This is a genomic window from Okeania sp. SIO3B5, from assembly GCF_010692555.1.
Taxonomy (GTDB): Bacteria; Cyanobacteriota; Cyanobacteriia; order Cyanobacteriales; family Microcoleaceae; genus Okeania.
Window position 1 is genome coordinate 1 of record NZ_JAAHHG010000540.1, and the last position, 6,679, is coordinate 6,679.

The following is a 6,679-nucleotide window of genomic DNA, read 5'->3' on the forward strand; positions in this document are numbered from 1 at the left end:
ACCCCCTCTCCGCGTCTCCGTGTCTCCCTCTCTCCGTGTCCTCAAGAACCCCCTCTCCGCGTCTCCCTCTCTCCGTGTCCTCAAGAACCCCCTCTCCGCGTCTCCGTGTCTCCCTCTCTCCGTGTCCTCAAGAACCCCCTCTCCGCGTCTCCGTGTCTCCCTCTCTCCGTGTCCTCAAGAACCCCCTCTCCGCGTCTCCGTGTCTCCCTCTCTCCGTGTCCTCAAGAACCCCTACTCCCCACCTCCTAGAGCAGAAAAATATGAATTGTCTCCATTTTTGCGATCGCCACTACCATTCTTAGGATAATTTTGAAAATTCACAGACTGCTGCGGTACACCAATAGCAATACTTTCTCGGTCAAATGCTTGTTTAATTCTGAGGCGGAATTCACGTCCTACAGCAAACTGTTGTATTGGTGCAGTCTTAATCCAAATTTGAATTAAAATCCCTGTGTGCGAAATATTATCAACTCCGAGAATTATTGCAGGTTCGAGAATTTTATCTTGCCATTCAGGTTCATTTCGCATTTGCTCTGACACCTCTTCCATTATATTTAGGGTTTGCTGATTAAATATCGCGCTTATTGACTGATATTGGTTTGAGCAATTTTAGATCTGGAAAAAGTGCGAGGTTTTAGGTGGTAATGGTTCAAAAATTCAGGATTTTGGTCAAGAGTTGGGCAGAACCATCTTGGGAAAATTCTTACTCCTACCTCCTCCAAATTCCCATTTATTCTGTCTCCTGTCTCCTGTCTCCTGTCTCCTACCTCCTACCTTCACCCATAAGACTTTTTCAGCAAGCCCTATTTAGTGCTTTCCTAGCATCTGCACTGTAGGCAATTTCAATGAGAAAATCTACCCTAGACCAGTCTTTTGTCAAGTTTTGCACCACTTCAAAACTACCATTAGGATTAGAGGTTTTTTCTGGTAATTGATTATTAGATGTAGGAGTTGAATTTGGAGGTGATGGGTTTGGTATTTTACGTTCTTTTGACTGTAGTGCTATCTTTAAAACTTGTTGAAGATTAATTTCTACAGTTTTTGCTCTTTGCTTGGCAGTAGAAATAGCATTTTGATTCTCTTCTGTATTAGTTGATAGTGCAGCGACAGTAATTAAAGGTTTGCCATTAAACCAGACTTTACTACACATTAAATTACCAGCACATTGATATGGTCGATTAAACCAATCAAAAATTGGTCCTTGATTCTCTGTTTGCTGTATATTTGTCAGGAATGGTATTTGCGCCCAAGCTATAGATGACCAAGTAATTGTTATGCCAAAAGTTAATAGAACAACCAGAATAAATTTGACTGTCGCATGAATTTTGCTATGATTTTTACTCGCGATCGCTCTCATATTATTCTGAAAATTTTTGATTAATTGATACTTGATTCTATTGTGCATAAATCAATTAAATTACAACAAAATTAAATGCAATAATATCTGACAAATTTAGATTAAGTTAGTGATCAAATAATTCTGTTCAATAGCCTCCCCTTTTAAGGGGATAAAAAAAGAGAATATTCCAGATTTAAAGTCTCTAGCTGAAGTAAGAGGTACTGATAACTGATAACTGTTAACTGATAACTGAAATGACACTATATTCTACATTTTTCAGGAAAATTTCAAAGAGATCGAATATAGATAAAAATGCTTATAGTCCAGTCTAATTAATTGCTTTTTTATCAATTTATATATACAGCATCAGCCATTAGGATTACAATTATATTGATTTATTTTTGCAGAGTACAGGAGTATTTCTATGCCAGAAGCAGTAGGTCTCATAGAAACTATTGGTTTTCCCAGTATATTAGCTGCTGCAGATGCTATGGTCAAAGCTGCGCGAGTTACCTTAGTTTACTACGGTATAGCTGAAAGAGGCCACTTTGTCGTGGTAGTTCGGGGACCAACTTCTGAAGTTTATCCTTCAGTCCAAGCTGGCATTGAAGCAGCAGAAAAAGTCTATGGTGGTATAGTGGATGGTCACTATATTGTTCCTAATCCCCCGGAGAATGTAGAATCTGTATTACCACTAAGTTATACAGAAATTAGTGAACAATTTAGATGAATCGCCGAGAAGCCTCACGCCATAATTTTTAAGAGGAGCGTGAGATGAATCGGCGGCAAATTGAATGAGCATCGAACCCATTCAATTTGCATGCCATCTCAGCAGAAGCTTTTGCCCTAGTTGAAAAACTTGTATTATTATCTTGCAATAACCCCGGAAATTTTCCACCATGCGCACTGCCTACCAATATAAATTAAGGCCAAATAAAGAACAGTTAGCCACAATAGAAATGTGGTTGGAATTGTTGCGTCGGCAGTACAACTATCGATTAGGCGAGCGGTTCTCATGGTGGTCAAAAAACCGTTGTCCAGTTAACGCCTGTCCCTTGGTGATGCCAATTCCTCAACTAAGAGATAATCCAGATTATTACTCTCAAAAAAAAGATTTGGTCAATACCAAAGACAAATTTCCTGACTACAAGCTAATTCACTCTCAGGTCCTGCAGGATTGCATAAAACGGGTAAAACTTGCCTTCGATAGATGGTTGAAAACAGACAAAAAAGGAACTAGATTAGGAAAACCAAGATTTAAAGGAAATGGACGTTATCGTAGTTTTACTTATCCTCAAATCAAACTTGACTGCATAGAAGGAAATCAAATTAATTTGCCCAAAATAGGAAAAGTAAAGTTAATTCAGCATCGTCCAATACCAGAAGGTTTTATAATTAAAACAGTAACAATTAGTCGTAAAGCAGATGGTTATTATGTAACTTTATCCCTAGAAGACAAATCAGTTCCAGCTTTGAGTTGTGAAGCTGAACCTACATTAAAAAACACTCTAGGAATTGATATGGGGTTGAAAGAATTCTTAGTAACAAGTGAAGGAGAATCAGTCCCCATACCTCAATACTATCGCTCTTCTCAGAAGCGATTAAAGACTCTACAGAAACGTTTGTCTCGTAAAAAGAAAGGTAGTAAAAGATGGCTAAAAGCTCTTTTAGCTGTAGCCAAACAACATAAGAAAGTAGCCGATAAACGTAAAGACTTTCATTTTAAAACAGCCAATGAATTGTTATCAAAAGCCGAAGTTATCGCCCATGAAAACTTAAACATTAAAGGGCTAGCAAAGACTCATTTGAGTAAATCAATTAATGATGCTGGATGGGGAAAATTTCTAACTATTTTGACTGTCAAAGCCGAAAATGCTGGACAGAAGACTATAGGAGTGAATCCCAAAAATACAAGCCAAGATTGCTCAAATTGTGGTGAAAAAGTCAAGAAAGAATTAAACATAAGAACTCATTCTTGTCCACATTGCGGTGTTGTAATAGACCGCGACTTGAATGCGGCGATAAATATCAAAAATAGGGCGGTAGGGCATTCCGTCCTTAAAGCTCGTGGAGCCCGACGGGATACCGGGGCTACGAAACGAGAAGCCCACACTATAGCGTCAGCGAGCGTGTGGGAGATGTCACATGAATATTGTCCTAAACTTATTGATAGCTCAAATTAATATTATTGATAATTTGGCTGAATATATAGTTTAGTTATGACAGACATCTAAAATTTTTACAATTAATTGCAAAGATTAATTCTTAACTTAAATTTAGGAGAAATATAATGGCACAACAAGCTGTTGGGGCACTGGAAACTAAAGGTTTTCCAGGTATTTTAGCTGCCTCAGATGCAATGGTAAAAGCGGGTCGAGTCACTTTAGTTGGTTATATTAGGGTTGGTAGTGCTCGGTTTACTGTTCAAATTAGAGGTGATGTTTCGGAAGTAAAAACTGCTATGGATGCAGGAATTGCTGCTGTTGAAAAAGCTTATGGTGCTACTTTGGAATCTTGGGTAATTATTCCTCGCCCTCACGATAATATTGTGGCAGTTTTACCAATAGATTTTAATGAAGGTGTTGAAGAATTCCGCCAGCGAGTAGAAGGAATAACTGTACCAAGATTGCCTAATAGGTAGTTCATTAATTGATAATGGATAATGGATAATGGATAATTACCTCTGGTTAAAACCGTTACGGAATTGAATATAAGGAAATATTATTTCTTCTCTTGGTAGATTAGGATATGGCGCAGGTTTCCTCGCCATCCCATCCTACGGAATGCTCCGCAAACGACCGCTTTTTTCCCCTTGAAAGGGGAGGCATAGTAAGTTGAATTATTTAATTATTAATTATTAATTATTAATTATTAATTATTCTGTTTGAAGCCGTCCATAAGACTATAGTATGACCAAGAGTTACAATTTTGGTTAGTATTAAAAAGCTTTTCCTGACGGAATGCTCCGCAAACAGCAGTTCAGCAATGAGCGGTCAACTTTTTAGAAGGGGATTTAAACCCCTCCTAAAAATTAAGCAACAAGCTATCAGTTGGGGATGTTTTACTGAATAATTAAGATTTAAAGCTTCTTCTTTCAAGGAGAAAAAAGAAAAAATTTTCCCCTACTGTGTCAATCCTCTTCTTTTCAAGGAGAGTTCATTAATTGATAATTGATAATGGATAATTGATAATTACTTCTGGTTAAAACCGTTACGGAATTGAATATAAGGAAATATTATTTCTTCTCTTGGTTGATTGGATATGGTTAGGAAACCCATCCATCCCTCAACCGCTTTTTTCCCCTTAAAAGGAGAGGCTTTATACCAGAATTATTTAATTATTAATTATTAATTATTCGGTAATTGTTAATAATTACCTGTATAAAAAAAGATTGGTGAATTTTTTTTTCTTGATTTATTCAAATAATTAAGAGGCTTTTAAGTTTGATTATTAAATAATTATAAAAATCAATAACCAGAACACACAAAACTGTCCGAATCAATTAGGAAGCTATATATTCTGTCAAAAAAAATCTTAAAATTAGTGAGATTTTAATAGTGAAAATTAAAAAAGTAATAAGTGAACATTTTCATTAAAGATGCTATTGTTAAAATAAGCAGAATTGAATCTCTTTCATTAATTGATAATGGATAATGGATAATTGATAATTACCTCTGGTTAAAACCGTTCTTGATTGAATATCAGGAGATATTATTTCTTCTCTTGGTCGATTGGATATGGTTAGGAAACCCATCCATCCCTCGACCGCTTTTTTTCCCCTTAAAAGGGGAGGCTTTAAACCAGAATTATTTAATTATTAATTATTAATAATTCGGTAAAAAAGTCTTGAATTTATCTATTGTTGACAATTAAACACAAATAGAATGAAATTTTGATTGAAAATAGCCACAACGCTCTAAGACTATGACAGCAAGATAGTCTTTATTTATTGTAGCTAATTTCCTGATTGAATTTTGTGTAAGTAGGGCGAGCATATAGCAACAAAACTAAAATACAGATAATAAAGTCTGAAACTCTTAGCACTGTTATGTACTCTCTCATGCTCATGCCAAAATATTTTCTACACAACCGTGTCGAGGACTGCTATATATTGAATCTTATCTGAAGCTATGGATACTTGGATTATACAATTACACCGCTCTACTAATGAAATTACTTTTTTGGCAATTAGTGCCTTGACAGCAATAATTTTTTGCTTTTGGTTTATCCCTATTGCTACAGATATTATGGTAAATTCTGCAGCAGGTCTAGCGGAAAAATATTTAGGTAAAAATCAACGCACAATAGTAATTAATTCTAGTACAAATAATCCTGAATTATTTTTGATGTTGCTATCATTGAGTCTCGGTAGGTTAGGAGGTATAGCAACTCCTCTAGGTTCAAATTTTGCCAATATTTATCTGATGTTTATTGTTGCACCAATAATTGTTATAGGTAAATGGGTATTTTTACGAAAAATATCTAATATTAAAAGTTTTATTGAAATTCTGAATAAAGAAAAAATGCTATTTTTCTGGCATTTGTCTATGTCATTATTAATGTTTACCTTTGCGACTACAGCTTATTGGTGTATTACTGGTGAATCAGAATTTTCACCTTTGCCAGAAGTCATAGATTCTCGAACTTTGCCTTGGGTAATTGTTGGTGGGATAACTTGTTTAGCAGGTATATTTGTGTTTTTTCTTTATGAAAAACAGTTTAAGCAAAAAAGACCTGAATTATTTGAAGATATTAATGCAGATGATTATGAAGCAAGTTGGTGGAAGTTTATTGTAGGCACCGCTTTATTGATATTATTATGTTATATTTTAAATACATTATTTATAGCTTGGACTGAAATTTATGATGATTTACTGACTAAATTATTTGGTGATTCAATTTTTGCAGGATTGCATTATTTTTTGGGAAGTTTAATATCATCCCTACCAGAAACAATTGTAGCTGTGAAAAATTATGAGCGTTTAACTTCACCAGATTTAAATACAGCAATGGCATCAGCTAGTCAGTCAAATATGACTAATTTGGGAATAGGTTTTGTAGGTAGTGTTTTAGCAAGTTTACTTTTGGCAATAGGTATTAATTATCGGTTGTAAAATTAAGCGATCAAAGGCAGCTATGCTGTTTGCGTAGCATTCCGATAGTTATTGTATAGTTGGGAGTAGGGGAGTAGCGGAGTGGGGGAGTGGGGGAGTGGGGGAGTGGGGGAGTGGGGGAGTGGGGGAGATTAAATATTAGGGAGTAGGGGAGCGGGGGAGTAGGGGAGTAAGGGGGTAGGGGAATATTTTTTTTTGCCCAACTATGCGCTCTTTAATGCGCTTA

Annotated in this window: 6 protein-coding genes; 4 read left to right on the forward strand and 2 right to left on the reverse strand. The window is 36.0% G+C overall.

The window, feature by feature from the left end; translation table 11 throughout:
* Nucleotides 1-231 precede the first annotated feature (231 nt).
* Together F6K54_RS37705 and F6K54_RS37710 are read right to left on the reverse strand one after the other, a co-directional pair.
* Nucleotides 232-549: a hypothetical protein gene (locus F6K54_RS37705; RefSeq protein ID WP_366558353.1), complete on the reverse strand. Its 318-nt coding sequence runs from the start codon at nt 547-549 to the stop codon at nt 232-234.
* Nucleotides 550-793: 244 nt separating this feature from the next.
* On the reverse strand, nt 794-1,405 hold the full coding sequence (locus F6K54_RS37710; RefSeq protein WP_293089137.1) for a hypothetical protein: 612 nt from the start codon (nt 1,403-1,405) through the stop codon (nt 794-796).
* A 358-nt stretch (nt 1,406-1,763) separates the two neighbouring features.
* Here F6K54_RS37710 and F6K54_RS37715 point away from each other — a divergent pair, with 358 nt between their 5' ends.
* The 4 genes from F6K54_RS37715 (at nt 1,764) to F6K54_RS37730 (ending at nt 6,453) form a co-directional block, all read left to right on the forward strand.
* A complete protein-coding gene (locus F6K54_RS37715; RefSeq protein WP_202225300.1) occupies nt 1,764-2,069 on the forward strand; it encodes a BMC domain-containing protein in 306 nt (101 codons plus the stop codon).
* A gap of 169 nt (nt 2,070-2,238) precedes the next feature.
* A complete protein-coding gene (locus F6K54_RS37720; protein ID WP_293089141.1) occupies nt 2,239-3,522 on the forward strand; it encodes a transposase in 1,284 nt (427 codons plus the stop codon).
* Nucleotides 3,523-3,629: 107 nt separating this feature from the next.
* Nucleotides 3,630-3,980, forward strand: coding sequence for a carbon dioxide-concentrating mechanism protein CcmK (locus F6K54_RS37725; protein WP_293089143.1), 351 nt, complete (start codon nt 3,630-3,632; stop codon nt 3,978-3,980).
* A gap of 1,489 nt (nt 3,981-5,469) precedes the next feature.
* Nucleotides 5,470-6,453 carry a hypothetical protein gene (locus tag F6K54_RS37730; RefSeq protein WP_293089145.1) on the forward strand — a complete coding sequence of 328 codons (984 nt, stop codon included), beginning with the start codon at nt 5,470-5,472 and terminating at the stop codon, nt 6,451-6,453.
* Nucleotides 6,454-6,679: the final 226 nt, after the last annotated feature.

What these genes read in the sequence shown, in the direction of transcription:
- F6K54_RS37705 (WP_366558353.1), bottom strand. Translation starts at nt 549, where the DNA reads ATGGAAGAGGTGTCAGAGCAAATGCGAAATGAACCTGAATGGCAAGAT.
- F6K54_RS37710 (WP_293089137.1), bottom strand. Translation starts at nt 1,405, where the DNA reads ATGCACAATAGAATCAAGTATCAATTAATCAAAAATTTTCAGAATAAT.
- F6K54_RS37715 (WP_202225300.1), top strand. Translation starts at nt 1,764, where the DNA reads ATGCCAGAAGCAGTAGGTCTCATAGAAACTATTGGTTTTCCCAGTATA.
- F6K54_RS37725 (WP_293089143.1), top strand. Translation starts at nt 3,630, where the DNA reads ATGGCACAACAAGCTGTTGGGGCACTGGAAACTAAAGGTTTTCCAGGT.
- F6K54_RS37720 (WP_293089141.1), top strand. Translation starts at nt 2,239, where the DNA reads ATGCGCACTGCCTACCAATATAAATTAAGGCCAAATAAAGAACAGTTA.
- F6K54_RS37730 (WP_293089145.1), top strand. Translation starts at nt 5,470, where the DNA reads ATGGATACTTGGATTATACAATTACACCGCTCTACTAATGAAATTACT.